Genomic DNA, 20,015 nt, shown 5'->3' with positions numbered 1-20,015 from the left:
TTTACAGGAACTCCTCGCCACCGCCGCCGCCCAGCTGAATTTCACCTGAGTCAGATAAACGACGCGCTGTTGATAAAATCTCTTTTTGCGCCGCTTCTACTTCGCTTATACGTACCGGTGCCATAGCCTCTAAATCATCAGCAAGCATTTCGGCTGCACGCTTAGACATATTGCCCAGTATTTTGTCTTTAAGCGCATCGTCGGTGCCCTTAATTGCTTTCATTAATACGTCTTGTTGTACTTCTCGTAGGATTGCTTGAATACCACGGTCTTCAACATCCATTAAGTTTTCAAACACAAACATAAGATCTTGAATTTGCTGCGACATCTCTTCGTCATGTTCACGAATAGAGTCCATTAACTGCCCTTCTACGTTGGTATCTAGGTAGTTCATAATATCTGCAGCTGCTTTTAAGCCACCCATTTTAGCGGCTTGTGCACCTGCTTGGCCGGCAAATTGTTTTTCCATAATTTCGTTTAGCTCTTGCAGTGCTGCCGGCTGAACTTCTTCGAGGTTTGCAATACGCATGGTTAAATCTAAGCGCACTTTTTCAGGGAACTGAGCAATAATCTCAGCAGACTGCTCTGGCTCTAAGTACGATAATACAATGGTTTGAATTTGTGGATGCTCATTACGAATAATGTTTGCTACCTGCTTAGAGTCCATCCATTTTAATGAATCCAAGCCTTTAGCGCCTGAGCCCATAACAATTTGGTCAATAAGGCTAGCGGCTTTGTCTTCACCAAGTGCTGCTGTAAGCGCTTTTTTAATAAAGTCTTCTGACTGAAAACCAATGGTACTAAAGCTTTGAATTTGTTCTATAAACAAGTTGTGTACAGCGCTAATCTTAGCTTGTGATAAGTCCTGTAACCCAGCCATCGCCATACCCACTTTTTGCACCTGTTTAGGTTCTAAGTGTTTAAGGATTTGCGCGGCATCTTCTTCTGATAAACTCAAAAGTAATATAGCGGCTTTATCTACCCCATCTAGCTTATCAACATCAAAGGCTGGCGGGAGTTGTTTTTGTTCTTGATCAGTCATCTTCTGTTAACCACGCTTTGACTACTTGTGATGATAGTTCTGGTTCGTTAGCTACAAGGGCACGAATTGCTTTAAGTAAATCTTCGTCGCCATGTAAATCCGGTAACTGCAGTGTACCATCACTTGAGAAACCAACCGAAGCAGAATCAAAGTCTTTATTTAGCATATCAAGCGTGTTGTCGCCAATATCTACGCCTGAACTTAATGCATCTTCGTCGTATTCTTCTAGTGTATCGTCTGGGTAAATTAAGCGTTTAAGCATTGGTTTTACTACTGCCATTATCAATACAATGATAACTAAGGCGCCTAATACAAGGCGGGCTATTTTCATAAACCAGTCTTGTTCCCACAGTGGCACTTCTATTGCTAAATTTGTTTCTTCACGTACAAACGGCACTGTTACGACTTCAAGTGCATCACCACGTTGCATATCAAAACCTACACCACCTTGTAGTAAGCGACGAATATTTGACAATGCCTCTACCGAGCGTGGAGTCATGGTTGTTTCACCGTTTTCTCCCACTTTAGCAATGTAGTCAACAGCAACTGATACGCTTATTCTACGTATTACACCACTTTGCTGGCGCTTATGAGAAATTGTAGTGTCGAGTTCATAATTACGCGTTGCTTCTTTGTGGCTGCGTGTTGGTGATGTAGCTGTGCCTGCACCACCTTGCCCCGCAACCTCAGGAATGTTCGAGTTTAACGGTGGCTGATTTGTAAGCGCACCTGGAATACCAACAGCTAGGCCGCCAATGTTATTTTCTTCAAATGTGGTTTCGCTTCTAACCGCTGGTAGGTCTGGGTTATAACGCTTTTGAGTTTCCTCAATCGAGCTAAAGTCCATACTCAAATCAACTTGAGCTGTATAGTTTGCAAGTCCAACAACCGGTATTAAAATACTGTCTATTTTTTCAAGGTACTCTTGTTCGCGCTTACGTTCTAAATCGTATTCTTTACGAGAGCGTGCTGCTAATGAGCTTTGCGAACCTGAATTTAGTAATCGACCATTTTGATCGGTAACAGTAACTCGCATAGGCTCTAAACCCTGTACTGCCGAAGCAATCATATCAACAACAGAATCTACTTCTTCACGGTCAAGTGAGCGACCACGCTTAAGCGTTAATACAACAGTTGCTGATGGTTTTTTCTCTCTACGCGCAAATACGTTTTCTTTAGGAATAGCTAACAATACTTTGGCGCGAGTAATATTATTAAGCTCTTCAATGGTGCGGGCAAGTTGTTGCTCGCGGCCATGTTTTAGGCGTTCGCGCTCTAAGCGTTGGCTTACACCAAAGCCCATATCTTGCATAATTATATCAGAGCCAGATGCTGGCCCTTGCTCTAACCCTTCGCGGGTCATTAACAATTTAATATTTTGGTATTCGCTTTCATCAACCGATACCACATTGCCATCTAGTTGATATTCAATTTGTTGCGCATCTAAAAAGTCGAGCGTTTGAATCAGCTCTTCAGTTTGCATTTTGCCTAACGGGCGCATATCTGGCTGACGAGCCCAAATAATAATAAAAATCGCGATAGCTAAACAAATAGCCAATGCTATAACCAATGTTACTTGGCGCAATACATCAACACCATTTAAAGCACTTAAGTAGCCTGACTTTTGTTCTTGTTGATCATCACCACCACTTTGGTCAATACCGCCACCAGCAAGTGCTAGGTCTGTAGATTGGTTAGATTGCGCCACAATAATTCTCCACTACCTAATTAAACAGGCATGTTCATGATTTCTTTATAAGCTTCAACAAGTTTATTACGAACCTGTACTGTAGCCTCAAAAGCAACTGACGATTTTTGAGAAGCAATCATCGCCTCAGCAAGCGATACACTTCGATCACCCATCTCAACTGCTGTTACTTTTTGAGCGGCATCTTGTTGTAATCCATGCACTGAATTTAGTGCATCACTTAGCATGTCGCCAAACTGGGAAGTAGAAGTAGGTTGAACTTGAGTCGGCAATTTATTTATTTGATTATTACGGCCGGCTTCTAAAGCCATTGATTGCATTTCTTGAAATACAGCACTGTTTTGAATTTTCATAATTTATCTCTGACACGCAGTGAACTCTTACAAGTAATAAAGCACAAAGCATGCCAAATAATTAATCATTAAAATACAATAGGTTAACTTTAATTTGTGTTAGTCAGAGTTTTGACAACCCTAAGTTCGCAACGCAAACTTAGGGTTTATAGGAGGCTATACAGGAAGTGAAATACCTAAATCGCGCATTTGCGCTAGTTTATAACGTAAAGTTCGTGGGCTTATGCCCAACGTTTCGGCAACGTCTTTACGCTTGCCTTGGCAACGTGCAAGGGTTTCTAAAATAATGCGATGCTCTTTGTCTTTAAGCTCATCTTTATAACTACCGGTATCCGCCGCTAGTAAGCCTTGCTTAGGTTCAACCTCAACATGCGATTTTTCATCATAATATGCAGAGCTTAACGTGCTTTTATCAACACCTTTATCTGCGTGAGCTAATTCTGTTGGCGATACTGTTTGCGCTGGTGCCAATGATGGCTCCATAACAAAGTTATTAGATACTAAGTTTTCGATAAAAATAGCATGCTCGTTTATTGTATCGCCACTTCGCAATATAAGTGCACGCTGTATAACGTTATCAAGTTCGCGCACATTACCAGGCCACGCGTGAGCCAGTAACTTTTGCTCGGCAGCTTTATCTAAATACGCCATAGGCTCTTTGCTTTTACTTATATGGCGCTCAATTAAATGCTTAGCCAATACAATAATATCGCCAGGGCGTTGGCACAATGGACGCCACATTAGTGGAAAAACATTAAGCCTGTAATATAAATCTTCTCTAAACTGATTTTCAGACACGGCTTCTTTTAAATCACGATTACTGGTTGCCAAAATACGTACATCGAGCTGGATTGTTTTACGACCCCCTAAACGCTCTACTTCACGCTCTTGCAGTACGCGTAAAAGTTTAGCTTGTAGCCCTAAGTCCATCTCAGTAATTTCATCAAGTAAAATAGTACCGCCTTGTGCTTGCTCAAACTTACCCGGACATGCTTGAATCGCGCCCGTAAAAGCTCCTTTTTCGTAACCAAATAACGTGGCTTCGAGCATGTTTTCAGGAATAGCCGCGCAGTTAATCGCTACAAAAGGCTCATTACATCGGCTCGACTTATCATGAATATAACGAGCGAGTACTTCCTTACCTGAACCACTTGGGCCAAGTACCATTACACTTGCATCAGAGCGTGCGACTTTACTCGCAAGCTCCAATAATTGAATACTAGTTGGGTCGGCAACAATAGGTCCGTCGGTTTCTTTTGCTTTTTCAGGCAAATAACGGCTCACCATATTTAACAGCACTTCAGGTGCAAATGGTTTAGCCATGTAGTCAATTGCACCTAGGCGCATGGCTTCTACCGCATCGTCAATTGTGGCGTACGCCGTCATCATCAATACAGGTAAATCAGGGTGGTTTAATTTAATACTGCGTAGTAAATCAAGTCCACTCATTGCGCCCATTTGCACGTCGCTTACAACAAGCGAAAATTGTTCTTTTTTAAGCAGTAACATTGCTTGCTCAGCACTGTTAGCTGCAACACATTCAATACCCGACATTTCAAGGGTATCTATTAAGGCTTCACGAAGCCCAGCGTCATCTTCGACAACTAAAATAGTGTTACTCATAATGAACCCTCTAGTTTAGATGTTGCCTTAATAGGCAGTAACAAGCTAAAGCAGGCACCACCCTGCGTATTATTGGTCACATCAACACGGCCTTGGTGCGCACTAGCTACCGAACTCACTACAGCAAGTCCTAAACCTGTGCCCTGACTTTTTGTAGTAAAAAATGGTTCAAAAATTTTATCGCTTTGGCTTAAATCAACACCGGGGCCATTGTCGCTCACACTAATACGAACCATATCTAAATCTTTTAAATCTCTTTGTGCGCTAATTTTTACTTTTGCACCGCCGCCGATAACTTGAATACTATTGTGCACAAGATTTTGAATAGCACTGGCCAATGCCGTTTTATTACCAACTATTTGTATATCGGGTTCTGGTAAGCTTACATCCAGCTCACTTTCATTAAGTGCGACCATCGCATCAGCGCCCGCTTTAACTTCTGTTAAAAGCTGCTGCATTGAAACTTGCTCAACAACTTGCTGATCGCCACTTTTAGCAAATAACAGCATGTCGTTCACTTGAGTTTCTAAATCTTTTAAACGCGACATTAACTTTGTTTGAAAGTTATCGCGAGATGCTTCGGGTAAGCGCTTAGACCCTAAATTAGCAGCGTACAGCATAGCGGCTGAGAGCGGCGTACGTACTTGGTGCGCTAATGATGCAACCATTTTGCCCAGCGCGCTTAATCGCTGCATATGTGCAACACGTTTTTGTAAGCGGCGAGTTTCGGTTAAATCCGTCATTAAAATAAGTTGCCCAGGCTCTGGTGCTAAAGCTGTAATATCAAGTTTTATTAAGCGCCCGTCTTTTAAAGACACTTCATGACCATCATCTTGATGTGGCCTAAAAGAGCGCTGAATTACGTTAAACCAGCGTTCGCCTTCAAGTGGCTCACCAAGCATATCAATCGCTATTTGATTCGCTTTTGCAATCAACCCTTTGCCATCAAGTACAACCACGCCTGCTGGCATGGTATCAACCAAATGCGAAAGCCAACTTGCTTGCTTGCGCAGATCGCTTAATTCACCAATGTACTCCTCTTGAAGTAAACATGGGTTATACTGATTTGCAGAAAAAAACTGTGGTTTTAGCACGCTAGCAAGGGCCATAATCAAATCTCAATAAAAACATCTATACCTGACTACTGCACAATTTGTACCAAATTTAATTACCTTTAATTTCATTGAATTACAGTAATTTTAAGACGCCGAAAAAATGACACTAACATTCTAAACATTATATTTTAAGATATATTAGAACTGTCTAAATAGTTCTGGTTCTTTATTTATAAGTTTATTATCTAAATATGCATCAACAATTTTATCTTCAAAATGCTTATATATAACTTCCAGATGATGAGGATACCACTGTGCAGATCGCCAAAGCATACCACTACTATTATTTACTTTAGAGGGGATCTCTTCTTTCTCTATCGCTAACTTAACAAGTTGTGGCAATTCTTTTGATAACTCAACGACAGCTCTCGCCGCTAATTTATGAAGCGTATCACCTCTCACTAAAGGCGATACGCATTGATGTATAATTTCGCCACCATCAAGCTCTTGAGTTAGTTTATGAACAGTCATTCCTGTCATTTGTGGTTCTAATAAGTAACTAGGCCAAAAATGAGTGATAGCTCCTTTATACCAAGGAGAGAGACCACCATGGCAATTCCACTTATGTTTTGTTGCATTACTCAAAGTATCAGTACTCAACTTATGACAACCATAAGAAATTAAAAGGGTAGTTGCATGCTTAGCTATGATTTCTTTTACTTGTGCCGAATCAAGTTCATTTTTTGTTACTTTCGTTATTGGCACATTAGGCCATACTGTTTTCCCAAAAAATAATGTTTCAACGCGGCTTCTCTCTCTAAAGTGATGATTAAATAATACTTTTAATTCTTCGCTCAATGAATCCGGTGGAGAAGGTACGTGCTCTTCTCTCGTTTCAATAATTAAATGCTTTAAATAACCTGTTTCTGCGAGTACCTTCGCAATATAAGCATGCCGTGGATGAGATCCACATATAAAAACAATACTCATCACTTTTATTCCTTATTAAATTCGATTAACCCATGACTCTCTAACTTATTAATAATACTAGTTAGTTCAAATAAGCTCATATCCATAGCTAGTGCGATATCAGCCATATCTTTTGTGCCATCAGCTTCGCTTAAAATAGTTAAAATTGCATTAAGCTCTTCACGCCCATCTAACATGGAGTCACTTGATTTTTGGTTACTAAGATGTGAGTTCAAATTCGGATACAAACCTCTTTTACCTAATTGCGGCTCACCAAACGGGCATAAGTTAGTTACCTTTCCACCATATTCAGCTTTAATAAGTAACGATTCAATTTCATCAATAGATGCTATGACAGCATTAATATCCATAAACTCTTTATCATCTAATGAATTGTGGTATCCGCTATAATTCCCATAGCTGGTTCGGCTCACTTGCCCCATTGGAAGATTAAAGCCTGGTGCACAATATTGCCTTTCATCCGATCCATTTAAAGGAGAAAATGGAATTGTCACCCATTTATTGGGGCATTCCATATCGAGTAATTTATCAAATAATGTATTTTTACGTTTACTCGCTTTGTACCTCATTTTTTCATTTGGGCCACCTAAACAAGTTAAAATAAGACCGGCCTCCAAATTGACTTTTAAATGTTCATGGTATTTATATAAAAAACACAGTGAACCTATCGTTTCAGGGTTTAATACAAAGCGATAACTAAACCGTCTTTTTGGCCAGTTCTTTATTCGATTAAATAGACCAAGTAACACTAATGGGCCACTTAATTCATTATTCGCCATAGAGGGATGACATAAATAACTTGTTAAAAGAATTTCCTTATCACTCTCCCCACTGAGTACTCCTTGAGCAAAAGGGACTCCTCCATTATTATCGAATGTACTTTCGATCAATACTTTATATGTGCCTGCTTTCAGCTTTTTAAACTCATCAAAAGCTAGGCAAAAGCCCCATGTTTTATTGTAATAGCTAGTAACATAAGGAATTGCTGTAGGTAGATCTGCAATAGTGTGTAAGTGCTCTATAAGCTGCTCAAATTCAATATCCATATCTACTGGCTCAGAATAATTTACCACGTGTAAATTTTGTATCTCTGTATCGCATATTAACGTGCCATCAGGCCCCCAAAGCCTTGCTCTTTTAAACAACCATGAGGGAGGGACTGTCCAATCAAATACTTGAGTACCGGAAGGTACTGTCTCTATTTGTAGCGGCATTAATGTTTGAAAATATTTTAGCGAACGCTCTAAACCAACACCTGTGATAGAGCGGCAAATAGGAAATAAATCATCGAATGTCCGATCTAATAACGCATACTCCGCAGTTCTAACTTGCTTACTTTGAGGTACATATGGAGCCATAATTATCCTTAACGAAATTAAAAATTAAAACCATACTATATAATGGTTTCTAAGTATAAAATAATAAAATGAGACATTATAATGATACATCGCTGTCCTTGGCTCGACACCATTAAACCCGACTACGTTATTTACCATGATGAAGAATGGGGCGTCCCCCTTTATGATGATACAAAACTGTTTGAATTTATCACGCTTGAATCCGCGCAAGCTGGCTTAAGCTGGTACACAATTTTAAAAAAACGCAGCGGTTATAAAAAAGCATTTGCTAATTTTGACGTACAAAAAGTGGCACAATTCACACAAGACGACGTTGAGAAATTAATGCTTAATGAGGGCATAGTGCGCAACCGCTTAAAAATTGCGGCAACCGTTAACAATGCAAAATGCTTTATAGAAATACAAGAAGAATTTGGAAGTTTTAGTAACTACCAGTGGCAGTTTGTGAACAATAAGCCGATTATAAGTAATTTAAATAGCATTGAGGACTACCCAGCAATTACAGAAGCATCAACCGCATTTGCGAAAGATTTAAAAAAACGGGGTTTTAAGTTTTTAGGACCAACAACGATTTATGCTCACATGCAGGCCTGCGGTATGGTTAACGATCACAGTAATGATTGTTTTAGAAAAGAAGAAATCATTAAAGCTTTTAGTAGGTAATTGATTTATAACCATAAAAGTGATTTGTTCACAAAGAGGTTAAGAGACGCTGCGCTTTAGAGAAGTAACGCGTAAGTTGACTATGGTTTCTCATTTACCCTCATTTTTCTCTTTGTGAAATAACGCTTTATTTAAATGATTAAAAGCTACGCTTTTCACGCGAGGAAATCTAGCGTCTACAACAAAAGTAAAAACCGTGTAGGTGCGAATTTACTTCGCGCTCTTGCTAATATTTTTTAAGTAAAGTGCGGTATAAAACCGCACCTACAAAACGAGGGGTTATTTATCTACTGTGTTTGGCCAATTTATAACTAAACACTGACAGCTGCTTTTAAACCTTAATCTCTTGAAAGATTATACTTTTTCATTTTCTCAACGAGTGTTGTTCTGCGTACACCTAGTATTTCTGCAGCGCGAGCTACAACGTAATCATAGCGCTCTAACGCTTGGGTAATTAAGCTAATTTCAAGCTCGGCTAAGTAGTCTTTAAGTTCAATACCATCATCTGGTAATAGCCCACTACCCGTTTGGCTAAACTCAGCGTCTGGCTCACTTTCGTAATCACTAAAACCGGTGCTAAATATATCGTTAAAGGCGTCTTTTTCCATTAACTCTTCAGGGTATTCTGGCTCGTACGCTTCAACTTCAATGTAACGATATTTGTTAGGTAAATCAGGAATGTCAACCACTTTTTCAGGAAACATAATAACCATACGTTCCACTAAGTTAGCAAGCTCACGAATATTACCAGGCCAAGCATGTTCTTTTAAGCTCTCAACTGCGCGCTCGGTAAACTTAGCGGTAGAACCTGTTTGGTCGTTAACACGGCGCATTAACTCTTTTAAAAGCAGCGGAATATCATCAGCACGTTCACTCAGCGATGGGTTTTCGATAGGAAATACATTTAAGCGGTAATATAAATCCTCCCTAAAACTGCCCTCTTCAATCATTGTTTCAAGATTACGATGTGTGGCTGCAATAACGCGTACATCAGCCTGAATAGCCTTTGTACCACCAACACGCTCGTAACTGCGTTCTTGCAATACTCGCAGCAACTTAACTTGCATTTGCAGTGGCATATCGCCTATTTCATCTAAAAATAGCGTCCCGCCTTGAGCTAGTTCAAACCGCCCTTTACGAGCCGATATAGCACCAGTAAATGCGCCTTTTTCGTGGCCAAATAGCTCGCTTTCGAGCAGTTCAGCCGGAATAGCACCACAGTTAACAGGCACAAACGGTCCATTAATACGCTTTGAAAGCAGGTGTACATTACGGGCAACCACTTCTTTACCTGTGCCTGATTCGCCTAAAATTAAAACATTAGCGTCGGTTTTTGCCACTTGTTCAATTAAAAAGCGAACATCTTTTACGGCCTCTGTTTCACCAACAAGTCCATCAAAAATTTTATGTGGTTTAGTATGCTTATGCTCATTAGGCAGCATACGCTGATACTGCTGGCAATCGTGAAGTAACTGAGTTGTCACTTCGTGATTAAATGGCTCGCAAATAAGCCCTACCACATTAGCTATACTTAATAGTGGTTTTAGCGTTTCGCCAATTAATAAAAACGGTAATGTTGGATAGCGTTTAATTAAGCTTTCGTGGTCAAGTGATTGCAACGCTCCTAAAATAATCATGCATTCTTGCTGCTGATATTTTTTGCATTCTTGTTCAAAGCAGTCTTCGCTTAATAGTTGAACAGCTTCACCAATAAAGCCAAGTGAAGCATTTAATCCTATTGCGCGGTTGTTATTATTATCTAAAATCAAGATCATATTTAGCGAGCCGTACTTTCACTAATTTGTATAATTAGTTAAATTGTAAGCCAGTTCAGCATGGATGCAAGTGATAGCGGCAGTTTTTTGACATAAACGCCAAAAAACAGACGGGCTAGTTAAATCAATCATACTTAAGAATTAATTATCAAGTGCAAAAGCTAAAGCAATCTAAAATAGGTTCTATCTATTGTTTTGGTTGTTAATAGAAAAAGATAGATTTTTCTAAAAACTCTCTTTGTATCATCTGAAGCAGAATCTACTTTTCGAATAGTTTATTAGCCTCTAAATTTATTATCACTCTGCTTTATTTGATTTAAAGTCTTAGCTTGTAGCTATAAAGTATTATCATAGCCACTATGATTTTAACTGATTAAATTGTACCTTGATTTACCAATCCCCATACTTTGTATCACCATTTTACTAAATTAACTTGGCACTTTGCTTGCTTAGTAGTTAAAGTATTGAGATATGTATTAAAAATTTACGATTACGTGTAATAAAATGCCAATAATAAATAACCCGGGTAGTACTATGTTCAATAATAAAACAATTTTAATCACTGGCGGTACTGGTTCATTTGGAAAAAGATACGTAAAAACGCTCCTTGAGCGCTACAATCCTAAAAAAATAATTATTTTTTCACGAGATGAGCTTAAGCAATTTGAAATGCAACAAGAGTTCGATCAGCCTTGTATGCGTTATTTTATTGGCGATGTAAGAGATAAAGGCAGGTTAATTCGCGCAATGCGTGGAGTGAACTACGTTATTCATGCTGCAGCGTTAAAGCAGGTACCTGCTGCCGAATACAATCCGATGGAATGTATTAAAACTAATATTAACGGAGCTGAAAATGTTATTGATGCAGCCCTTGATAATGATGTTGAAAAAGTAATTGCATTGTCTACAGATAAGGCAGCTAACCCAATAAATTTATACGGTGCAACTAAATTGGCATCAGACAAATTATTTGTTGCCGCTAATAATATAGCAGGCGGCAATCGCACAACATTCTCTGTTGTACGTTATGGCAATGTGGTTTGTTCTCGCGGCTCTGTAGTTCCTCTTTTTCAAAAATTCATTAATGAAAAACGAGATCATATTCCAATCACTCATGAAGAAATGACTCGTTTTTGGATAAACCTTCAGCAAGGTGTAGATTTTGTATTAACTAACTTTGAGCGTATGTTAGGCGGTGAAATTTTCGTTCCTAAGATTCCTTCTATTCGTATTACCGACTTAGCTAAAGCAATGGCACCTGACTTACCAATTAAAATTATCGGTATTCGTCCTGGTGAAAAATTGCATGAAGTAATGTGCCCTGCTGATTTATGCTTTGAGACTTATGAATACAATGACCATTTTGTTATAGCACCTGGAATCAAGTTTAGCAGTCGAAGTAATGACTTTACTATAAACGCACTCGGTGAAAAAGGTGATAAAGTTGAGCAAGGATTTGAGTATAACTCATTGCATAATTCACACTATATGACTCTTAAAGAAATTAAAGAATTCAATATCCAAGCATTAGTTTAATAAGAAGAAATTAAATGATCCCATACGGTAAGCAATCAGTTTCACAAGATGATATAGACGCTGTTGTCGATGTTTTAAAGTCAGACTGGCTCACTCAAGGCCCAAAAGTTCCCGAATTTGAATCTGCTATAGCTAATTATTGTAATGCTAACCACGCCTGTGCCACAAATAGTGCGACATCGGCTTTACATATCGCATGTTTAGCCCTTGATGTTAGCCACAATGATATCGTCTGGACGTCCCCTATTTCATTCGTTGCCTCCGCAAATTGTGCTTTATATTGTGGAGCAAAAATTGATTTTGTTGATATTGATTTAGACACCGGCAATATCTCAGTCGCTGAACTCGAAAAGAAATTGATTCTGGCAGAGCAAAGCCACTGTTTACCTAAGGTGGTAATCCCCGTTCATTTAGCGGGTCAATCATGCGATATGCAATCGATTCATCGACTTGCGAAAAAATATGACTTTAAAATTATAGAAGATGCCTCTCACGCTATTGGTGCTAAGTATTTAGGCAAACCGGTTGGATGTTGTGAATTCTCAGATATTACTGTGTTTAGCTTTCACCCTGTAAAAATTATTACAAGTGCTGAGGGCGGTATGGCCGTCACCAATAGTGAGCAGTTAGCAAAACGTTTAAAAAGATTAAGAAGCCACGGTATCACATCCGAGCCAGTAGAAATGACAGAGCCAAGCCACGGCCCTTGGTATTATCAACAAATAGAGCTTGGCTTTAATTATAGAATGACCGATATACAAGCAGCACTTGGCCTTAGTCAACTGAGTAAGCTTGATGAATTTATTATAAAGCGCAATGACATTGCTAATGTATACAATGACACTTTAACCCATTCGAACTTAGTACACTTAAAGCAATCTGTAAATCACTACTCGAGTTATCATTTGTATATTATGCGTTTAGTTAATTCAGACTCTAAACATCATAAATCAGTCATTTGCCATATGAGAGAGTGTGGTATAAATGCCCATGTGCACTATATTCCCATTCATTTACAACCCTATTATAAAAACTTAGGGTTTAAGTTAAGTGACTTTCCAAATGCAGAGCGTTTTTATAAGCAGGCAATAACACTACCGCTGCACCCTACTTTAACTCCTGAACAACAAGATAAAGTAATACAAACGCTAAAAAATTACTTAGTAAAACAATAATTACAACTAAGGTGTAAGTATGGATAACAAATCTCCATTAAAAATAGCTTTTATTGGCGGGGGTAATAACTCAGCCGTAGGTTATGTTCACTTTTCAGCTGCTCATTTAGATAATAAATTCCAAGTAGTAGCAGGTGCATTTAGCCGTAATAAAGAGGTTAACCTGCAAACTGCTGAAAACTGGAATATTCCAAAGGAGCGGGTTTATACTTGCTGGCAAACAATGATTGATGCTGAAAAATCAAAAATTGATGCTGTTGTCGTGTTAACGCCAACACCTCACCATACAGAAGTCATACTCCAACTTTTATCAAAAAACATACCTATTATTTGCGAAAAATCATTAACCTGCGGTGTAGATGACACTAAAAAAATTGACGCTATTTATGATTCCAATCACCATTTTCTCGCTGTTACTTTTAACTATAGCGGCTATGCTATGGTCCGAGAGTTAAAGCACATTATAGCCCACGGTCAAATCGGTGATATCCAAAAGATTCATCTAGAAATGCCACAAGAGGGGTTTAAACGCCCACCCGATATAGCAGGTAAACCTAGTTCACCTCAAAAATGGCGATTAAAAGACTATGATGTACCTACTATTTGTCTCGATTTAGGCGTCCATCTCCATCATTTATCTAGTTATTTATTAGAAATAGAGCCTGAGTCTACATGTGCTCAGTTCGCAAATCATTCCGAATTTGATAACTTGATTGACGATGTAAATATGTTATTAAAATATCCTGGAGGTGTAGTTGGGTCAATGTGGATGTCAAAAACGGCAATTGGCCACCGAAATGGTTTATCTGTTCGGGTTTATGGCACTAAAGGGAGTGCTAAATGGTTTCAGCTAAATCCTGATGAGCTTGAATTGAATTACAATGATGGCCGACGAGAGATTTTAGATCGAGCAGGCCAATGCCAGTATGCGAACCAACTCCGTTACAATCGTATGAAACCTGGGCATCCAACAGGCTTTATTGAAGCATTTGCAAACTTATATGCTGACATAGCAAAAGCGCTTCACGCTCATATACACGCGAATAAAGAAAACTCTGAATATGTTTTTGGTTTTGAACAAGCACAACACGGGCTTGCCCTGTTTGAGGCTGCAAAGCGATCAGCTGAAGAAGGAAACTGGCAAAAGGTGATACTTTAACTTTTCAACTATTACACAAGGGCATGTTGACGAGCACTGATTGAAGCTTGCCTGTATAGGGGAATTAACGGGCTATATAACCGCGGAGTGAGGTTGTATTCTAATGACCTAAAACGATTAGCGAAGAATAAATGGTTCTTGAAAACACCCAAGGGCTATACCTGCTTGGCATTTATACTGCGTAATCGCCTTTATTGGCAAATCAACTACACTCCATAGGTTCTTCATTGCCTAAATAGAGCCCTGTAAATTCAATTTCGAAAGGTAAATGATGCTAACTATACTGACGTTTTGCATCATTTCTCAGTACCTTACCCATCGCATTTCTTGGCAATGACAATACGCGCTCTAAAAACCTTGGTTGTTGGTAATCTGTGAGCTCACTCAAACATACTTTTCTTATATCTTTCTCTAAGCTTTGTTCACTTGATTGTTCATAAATAAGCTTTATAACTTCACCTAATGTATCGTCATTAACACCAAAAGCAACACACTCTGCTATACCTTCGATAGATTTCACTACTGTTTCAATATCTTGAGGAAATACATTTATGCCTCCACTGGAAATTATTTCTTTTTTTCGTCCCACGTAATAAAGGAAGGCCTCTGTATCAATATACCCTAAATCTCCCGTTCTAAAAAAGCCATCTAGATAAAATGCATTCTTTGTTTGTGCTTGCATTTCAAGGTAACCGTTAAATAAAGTACTTGTTTTACAACATATTTCCCCTATTTCATTGTGCGCTAACTCTCGTCCTTTATTGTCCATTATTTTTAACGAAACAAATGAAAGAGCCTGTCCTACACTGCCACTTTGCTCTGGCTTTTCAGATACAGCAAAGTCAGTCACAACACCTACTTCTGAAGCACCATAACATTCATGAAATCTACATGGCAAAAGGGATAATAGCTTTTTCTTAGTGAGTTCTTCTAAGACTGCAGATGAAGATACAACGCACTTTAAAGAATCTAAATTAGAGTCACCAACACCGTATTTAACAAGACTTTCAAGTTGAGCTGAAACGGCGAATAAAAAACTCACTCGATACGTTTCCACCGCATCAAGCCAGTGCTTTAAATTAAATTTAGGTAATATGATGGAGGTAGAACCGAGCATCAAAGGCATTAAGACCCCTCTTTGAGCAAGTGAATGATACATAGGTGTCGCAACCAGAATAACGTCTTGGGAAGTAAGATTATAGCGGTTAATCGTTGCATTATATGCGCGATTAATTTTGCATGCCTGACTCAAAATAATCGGTTTAGGTTGCCCTGTAGATCCCGATGTCATCGTAATAATAAACGGGGCATTTAAATCTATAGTATTTTTTATAGCATACTTTTCATTAGATAATTGAATATCCTCCCATGTCGGTTCATCAGCTACTTTCTGACCTAAAGTAATCACATTTTGGGACGCTATTATATTCGCTTTCAATATAACCTTACTGATCGTTGGCCATGCAATGACCATCGTAACGGGTGTTTTTTTCAATGCCGTAATTAACGCTTGTCCTTTCAAACTAACTGGCAGAGGAACAACAGCAAAACCTAATTTAGCGACTGCAAGTAATGCGACAACAAACTCAATACCGTTTGGAGCAAAAAGGGCAACACGTTGGCCTTCACGCATTCCATTCTTTAAAAAGTGGCTTTCTAACTTTAAAACTTGCTGATTTAATTCTCTATAAGTGACGCTTTGCTTCATAAAAACAACAGCTACTTTACTAGGAGTATGTTGTACATTATCAGCGAAACGATCGTAAATACCTTTACTCATGTGCGTTACCTCTTGCCACAAAGTTAAACTCAGTATCGGTAGCGTTTGGAAATAAAAATTGAGTAGCAGCAATTTTTACATCATCACCTTTAATAGAAGTGAATCCAGCGCGTTGGTTTAACAAATTCACAAATTTATTCTGTTTATTAATGACCGCTAACCACGTTACATCAGGGTGATTTTTATCGGTTTCTTTTAGTTGCCAATGCAATGCTAGCTGAGCATGTGCAAAGTTAACTTTATCACTTGCAGCGAACCAGCCTCCAATTAAGTAACTTTGATTCTCATATTTATAAAGCTGATGCCAAATATATAGCAAAGGCTGTCCTTCATCCTCTATAACAAAAGACTCACGCGAGTTTGAAAACCACCAACAAATATGTTCTATTGGGTCAATCTTTTCAGTAATTGTCATACGCCACGTATTATTCGGTAAATTCCTTGCTGCCAAATAGGTATTAATATCCCTATCAGTTACCTTTCTTATGGTTATATTGTCTGCTATGTACTGATGTTCGAACGCTGTTTGCGAATTCGAAATTTCAGTTACGTTGCTAATAAAGCGTTCATCAGTAATGTATTTTGCAACTCTTGAAGCGCCTTTCCCATCAATATCAATAGCAGCACTCTTTCGTAACTTATGTAAACATTCTATGTTTTCTAATAATATCAACACTAATTTAACTACTCGTTCAGGCTCACGCGTCAATAGATCGTCTATATGAAAATAATGTCCTAGATCATCTAACGCTTCTTGTTGGTTTTCTTGATTTTGTGCAATTGAAAAAGTTAACGCGGGTGTTTTTGTTGCGGCTAGTTCATACAAAGATGTACCCAATGCACCAACAAATAAAGAGCACGATTGATAATAAAGACTTAACGAGGTAGCTGAGCTAATTAAATTAAGTTGTTGGAAACGTTTAGAAAGTTGTTGCAAACCGGAAGTCGAGACTGCATTTGGCCCTATAATAACAACAACTTTAAGCTGAGGGGCTAATTTTAATAATAACTCGATTATAATTGTTAATTGGCTCCAATCCCCCCCTCCACCTAGAGAAAACATAATATGGTTTTTACACCGTTTTACACTCGGCGCTTTGCTATATTCAGGAGATAACATCGCAAATTTTGGCCCTAAAAATACAGCATGGGGTTTTGATACTTTGTTTTTATACAAAAATTGAGTCGAGTCGCCACACCATTTACTATCAATAATTAAATTAGCAAAGTGCTCTCTTTGAATATCATCTACCGCAATAACAATAGGGACATGAGATGCCATCTCAGCTTCCCACTCTCGATTAAGGTGATAGTTATCAACAATCACCTTTTCAACCGCCATGTGTTGTGCTTTTATTAATCTCAAACAGTTTTTTGCATCACATCGTTGAGTATTCGCTTTAGGTAATACTAAAATCTCCTGTAAACCTGAACGAAGTGAAAAAGGCATCTCGGTATCGGCTATAAGGGTAACTTTGTTACCTAACGTAATTAATTCAACAGCAAGCCACTTACAACGCATAAAATGACCCAAGCCATTTAATGTATCAACTCTAATAACTATCATTTAATTTCATTAATGCAGACGCTAAAGAACCTATTTTCGCATTCTCTGGGCTGACCAATAATTCAGGTGGGACCGAAATATCAAACTCAGTTTCTAAATTCATGATCAGGCTAAGTATTTCAAATGAATCTAACTCCCCAGCAGCAACAAAATTATAATTTTCAATGTCTGTATCTTCAATAATAACGCCTCTTTCAAAAATAAACTGTTGAATAGATTTTACTAATGCCTGCTTTGTCTCATTCATAATAAGTCACTCCAAGATAACTGAGCACCGCACGTGAGGGTTTTATTGACCTTGCGTCCAATAAGTTGCGGTAATTCTTTTGGCATTATTTCTCCTCCTCCAGGGCGCATTTGCCTAAGATGACGCATAGTTAATTGCTCACCTGCTATTATATCTTTGATTATATAAACACAACGGCGGGTCTGCGATGATTCTGCCGGATAATCAATTTTCCCCATTGCTTTCTCAACTTGTCTAACTCCATGTACTAGGGCATTTAACTCATTTGGTGTCATTGAGAAAAAGCTATCTGCCGTGTCATCTGATTTATCTAAAACAAAATGCTTTTCTATCATGCACGCACCGACAGCAACTGATGCTATTGGTATATCATTTCCTAGTGTATGGTCAGATAGACCTACAGGGCAAGCAAACACTTGCTGCATATGAGGAATGGTTCTTAAATTGATCGACTCAGCCGGTGCTGGGTAAGTACTCGTACATTTCATTAACGCTAACTCTGTCACTCCTGCATCGGCTGCTACTTTAACCGCATCTGCAATTTCAGCTAATGTTGCTCCCCCTGTGGAGATAATCATTGGTTTACCTGTAGCGGCTACATCTCTTATAAGTTGATGATCGATTAATTCTGGCGATGCAATTTTGTATGCTGGTGCATCAAATTGCTCTAATAAATCCACCGCCGATTTATCAAAAGGTGACGAAAAACAGGTGAGTCCTAGTTTTTTTGCTAGCTCAAATAACTCAGCATGAAAGTCCCACGGCATAAAAGCTTTTCTGTATAAATCGTGCAAATATTGACCTTTCCACGGACCTGTAGCTTCAAAGTGTGATAGCTTGCAATCCATGGTCAATGTATCAGCTGTGTATGTTTGCAGTTTTATTGCGTCTGCACCGGCTTCATGAGCGGCATGAACAAGCTCTTTCGCTTTATTTAAGCATTGTCCATGATTGGCTGACATTTCAGCAATAATGTAACAAGGATAGTCATGCCCAACATATTGACCATTTATAATTATTTCCGAATTGAACACGTTTTCACTCCAAATTTAAAAGCGAGGTTGAAAAGCAAAAAACATTCCAATAAAAATGATTTTACTTAGAAACACGCCCATACTTTACAGTTAGTATAAATATGCTATCTTTTAGCCGTATAAATACTAATAAAAAATTAATGTTTAATGAGTAAATTATATATCATTATCCAAGCTAGGATGACCTCTTCTCGCCTACCAGGTAAAGTTCTTTTACCATTTGGGACTAACAGCATATTAGAAACCATGTTAGATCGGCTAATTAATTTCAAAAGTAATATAATAATAGCGACAACTAATGATGGTACTGAAGCCCCTATTATCAATATATGTCAAAAAAATGACATTCGATTTTATAGAGGCGATACAGAAGATGTTCTTGGCAGATATTTCAATGCGGCTAAATTTTTTGATGCAAAAGCTGATGACGTTATTATAAGGCTAACGAGTGACTGCCCTTTTATTGATCCAAAATGGATTCAGACTGCTATCGGCATATTTGAAAAAAAACAGTTCGACATTGTTTCTTTAGGTCCTCACTCTGGCTTCCCTAGAGGATTAGACACATGCATTTTTAGTTTTTCTCTTTTAGAGTACACATCAAAGTTAGCGACTATGAAAGCTGATAGAGAGCACGTTACTTTAGGTATGAATAAATTCAAAAATTTAAGTGTGTTCAATCTAAGCGCAGAAGCTGACTATAGCCAATTTAGAATAACCCTTGATGAGCATGACGATTATAAAATGTTATGTGCGCTCTACGAACACTTTAATTATGATCCTACTTTTAGCTACGAGCAACTCATATACGCGCTTACCACACACAGTGATATCTCAAATATTAATAAGCATGTTGAACAAAAATCGAATTAACGGTACATAATTTGCTTTAACATCATAAACTATTATTGATTATTGCGTTAAAAATCTAAACTCACTAACATCAGCGT

Annotated in this window: 17 protein-coding genes; 5 read left to right on the top strand and 12 right to left on the bottom strand. The window is 38.4% G+C overall.

Translation table 11 applies throughout. The annotated features are described in order from the left end of the window. Position 1 precedes the first annotated feature (1 nt). The 7 genes from fliG to I6F54_RS11025 all read right to left on the bottom strand — a co-directional run bounded on the left by fliG (position 2) and on the right by I6F54_RS11025 (position 8,129). Positions 2-1,042: a flagellar motor switch protein FliG gene (gene fliG / locus I6F54_RS11055; RefSeq protein ID WP_007581881.1), complete on the bottom strand. Its 1,041-nt coding sequence runs from the start codon at positions 1,040-1,042 to the stop codon at positions 2-4. Further along, the gene (gene fliF / locus I6F54_RS11050) at positions 1,035-2,750 is read right to left on the bottom strand and encodes a flagellar basal-body MS-ring/collar protein FliF (protein ID WP_007581880.1); all 1,716 of its coding nucleotides are present in this window, start codon (positions 2,748-2,750) and stop codon (positions 1,035-1,037) included. Before fliF ends, fliG begins: the two co-directional genes overlap by 8 nt. 20 nt (positions 2,751-2,770) lie before the next feature. Further along, the gene (gene fliE / locus I6F54_RS11045) at positions 2,771-3,103 is read right to left on the bottom strand and encodes a flagellar hook-basal body complex protein FliE (protein WP_007581879.1); all 333 of its coding nucleotides are present in this window, start codon (positions 3,101-3,103) and stop codon (positions 2,771-2,773) included. 156 nt (positions 3,104-3,259) lie between these two features. Continuing rightward, a complete protein-coding gene (locus I6F54_RS11040; protein ID WP_197141411.1) occupies positions 3,260-4,726 on the bottom strand; it encodes a sigma-54-dependent transcriptional regulator in 1,467 nt (488 codons plus the stop codon). Beyond that, complete coding sequence (locus tag I6F54_RS11035) at positions 4,723-5,835, bottom strand: sensor histidine kinase (RefSeq protein WP_007581877.1); 1,113 nt, start codon at positions 5,833-5,835, stop codon at positions 4,723-4,725. The genes I6F54_RS11040 and I6F54_RS11035 overlap by 4 nt, the downstream gene beginning before the upstream one ends. 144 nt (positions 5,836-5,979) lie before the next feature. After that, positions 5,980-6,771 (bottom strand): formyltransferase family protein, encoded by a 792-nt coding sequence (locus I6F54_RS11030; protein WP_197141409.1) that lies wholly within the window; start codon positions 6,769-6,771, stop codon positions 5,980-5,982. A 5-nt stretch (positions 6,772-6,776) separates the two neighbouring features. Beyond that, the gene (locus tag I6F54_RS11025; protein ID WP_197141407.1) at positions 6,777-8,129 is read right to left on the bottom strand and encodes a DUF4910 domain-containing protein; all 1,353 of its coding nucleotides are present in this window, start codon (positions 8,127-8,129) and stop codon (positions 6,777-6,779) included. 81 nt (positions 8,130-8,210) lie between these two features. Here I6F54_RS11025 and I6F54_RS11020 point away from each other — a divergent pair, with 81 nt between their 5' ends. Beyond that, positions 8,211-8,792, top strand: a complete 582-nt coding sequence (locus I6F54_RS11020; RefSeq protein ID WP_197141405.1) for a DNA-3-methyladenine glycosylase I — start codon at positions 8,211-8,213, stop codon at positions 8,790-8,792. Positions 8,793-9,130: 338 nt separating this feature from the next. Here the strand turns inward: I6F54_RS11020 and I6F54_RS11015 are convergent, their stop codons facing one another. Beyond that, positions 9,131-10,567: a sigma-54 dependent transcriptional regulator gene (locus I6F54_RS11015; protein WP_197141403.1), complete on the bottom strand. Its 1,437-nt coding sequence runs from the start codon at positions 10,565-10,567 to the stop codon at positions 9,131-9,133. 534 nt (positions 10,568-11,101) lie between these two features. Here I6F54_RS11015 and pseB point away from each other — a divergent pair. Genes pseB through I6F54_RS11000 form a run of 3 tightly spaced genes read left to right on the top strand, consistent with a single transcriptional unit; the run spans position 11,102 to position 14,437 of the window. After that, a complete protein-coding gene (pseB, locus tag I6F54_RS11010) occupies positions 11,102-12,103 on the top strand; it encodes a UDP-N-acetylglucosamine 4,6-dehydratase (inverting) (protein WP_197141401.1) in 1,002 nt (333 codons plus the stop codon). A gap of 14 nt (positions 12,104-12,117) precedes the next feature. Then, positions 12,118-13,278, top strand: coding sequence for a UDP-4-amino-4,6-dideoxy-N-acetyl-beta-L-altrosamine transaminase (gene pseC, locus I6F54_RS11005; protein ID WP_197141393.1), 1,161 nt, complete (start codon positions 12,118-12,120; stop codon positions 13,276-13,278). Positions 13,279-13,297: 19 nt separating this feature from the next. After that, positions 13,298-14,437, top strand: coding sequence for a Gfo/Idh/MocA family protein (locus tag I6F54_RS11000; protein WP_197141385.1), 1,140 nt, complete (start codon positions 13,298-13,300; stop codon positions 14,435-14,437). Between the two features lie 274 nt (positions 14,438-14,711). Here I6F54_RS11000 and I6F54_RS10995 read toward each other — a convergent pair whose 3' ends face one another. The 4 genes from I6F54_RS10995 to pseI are packed head-to-tail and all read right to left on the bottom strand — an operon-like array spanning position 14,712 to position 19,065. After that, a complete protein-coding gene (locus I6F54_RS10995; protein WP_197141383.1) occupies positions 14,712-16,217 on the bottom strand; it encodes a class I adenylate-forming enzyme family protein in 1,506 nt (501 codons plus the stop codon). After that, positions 16,210-17,784, bottom strand: a complete 1,575-nt coding sequence (locus I6F54_RS10990; protein ID WP_197141381.1) for a pseudaminic acid biosynthesis protein PseG — start codon at positions 17,782-17,784, stop codon at positions 16,210-16,212. Before I6F54_RS10990 ends, I6F54_RS10995 begins: the two co-directional genes overlap by 8 nt. Next, positions 17,771-18,031, bottom strand: a complete 261-nt coding sequence (locus tag I6F54_RS10985; protein ID WP_197141379.1) for an acyl carrier protein — start codon at positions 18,029-18,031, stop codon at positions 17,771-17,773. The genes I6F54_RS10990 and I6F54_RS10985 overlap by 14 nt, the downstream gene beginning before the upstream one ends. Next, positions 18,028-19,065, bottom strand: coding sequence for a pseudaminic acid synthase (gene pseI / locus I6F54_RS10980; RefSeq protein WP_197141377.1), 1,038 nt, complete (start codon positions 19,063-19,065; stop codon positions 18,028-18,030). Before pseI ends, I6F54_RS10985 begins: the two co-directional genes overlap by 4 nt. 147 nt (positions 19,066-19,212) lie before the next feature. Here pseI and I6F54_RS10975 point away from each other — a divergent pair, with 147 nt between their 5' ends. Continuing rightward, the gene (locus tag I6F54_RS10975) at positions 19,213-19,938 is read left to right on the top strand and encodes a cytidylyltransferase domain-containing protein (RefSeq protein ID WP_197141376.1); all 726 of its coding nucleotides are present in this window, start codon (positions 19,213-19,215) and stop codon (positions 19,936-19,938) included. Positions 19,939-20,015: the final 77 nt, after the last annotated feature.

The sequence above is a fragment of the Pseudoalteromonas sp. SWXJZ10B genome, assembly GCF_015864475.1.
Classification (GTDB): Bacteria; Pseudomonadota; Gammaproteobacteria; order Enterobacterales; family Alteromonadaceae; genus Pseudoalteromonas; species Pseudoalteromonas arctica.
The sequence above is the reverse complement of the archived record's forward strand: the minus strand, read 5'-3'. Positions and strand labels throughout refer to the sequence as shown.